The organism is Streptomyces rubellomurinus, assembly GCF_000961885.1.
In the GTDB taxonomy this organism is placed as follows: Bacteria; Actinomycetota; Actinomycetes; order Streptomycetales; family Streptomycetaceae; genus Kitasatospora; species Kitasatospora rubellomurina.
The window spans coordinates 1-1,044 of sequence record NZ_JZKH01000256.1 but is presented as its reverse complement, the minus strand read 5'-3'; the positions used below and the strand labels follow the sequence as shown (position 1 = coordinate 1,044).

The 1,044-nt window shown below is 73.3% G+C and carries 1 protein-coding gene; it reads right to left on the bottom strand.

Features of this window, described 5'->3' with window-relative positions; all coding sequences use genetic code 11:
- Positions 1-993, bottom strand: a 993-nt coding sequence (locus VM95_RS45390) for a SpnB-like Rossmann fold domain-containing protein (protein WP_157882311.1), incomplete at its 3' end; no start/stop codon positions are given.
- Positions 994-1,044: the final 51 nt, after the last annotated feature.

Below are 1,044 nucleotides of genomic sequence, written 5' to 3'. Positions count from 1 at the left end.
CACCGACTCACCCGACCGCAGCCCGCCGAGCTCCACCAGCCCGTAGAACGCCGTCAGGAACACCACCGGCACCGACGCCGCCCGCACGAACGACCACCCGCACGGAATCCGCGCCACCAACCGCGCATCCACCACGCACTCGGACCCGAAGGTGCCCCGCGCCATCCCGAACACCCGGTCGCCGACCGTCAACTGGTCCACGCCCTGGCCGACTTCCACCACGACGCCTGCGAACTCGCTGCCCAGCACGATCTCACCCGGGTACATCCCCAACGCGCCCAGCACGTCACGGAAGTTGACTCCCGCGGCCCGGATCTCCACCCGCACCTCGCCCGGACCCGGTGCCCGAGGCTCGACGGCCAACACCCCGAGACCGTCCAGCGTCCCTGCGGTCACCGCGTCCACGCGCCACGGTGTCTCCAGCGGGACCGGCAGGAGCTCACCGTGGTCGACCCGGCCGAGGCGCGGCACGAAAAACTCCCCGTCACGCAGCGCGGCTTGCGGCTCCCCCGCCGCCAACGCCCCCGGCAGAGCCTCCAACGACCGGACCGAACCGTCCAGATCCAGCAACACCACCCGCCCCGGCTCCTCCGCCTGCACCGACCGCACCAGACCCCACACCCCGGCCGCGCCCGCCTCCACCGCCGCGCCGCGCGTCACCACCACCAACCGGGCACCGTCCCACCGACGCTCCGCCAACCACCGCTGTACCACCGGCAACACCTCGGCCACCTCGCCGGCCACCGGCAGCACCACCACGGCGGGCATGAACCCACTCGCAGCCAGCGCCCCCAGATCCGCGAACCGCCGACCACCCACCGCCTCGCAGTCCCCCACCACCGCCCACTCACCGAGCGAACCGCCCACCTCGGCCGGCACCCAGTCCACCCGGAACAGCGACTCCACCCGACCCACCGCCGACACCGCCAACGGACGCAGACTCAGCGACGCCACCGACAGCACCGGCCGACCGGTCACGTCCGTGACCTCCACCCTCACGGTCTCCGTCCCGGAGAACGTCAACCGCGCCCGGACCGCCACGGC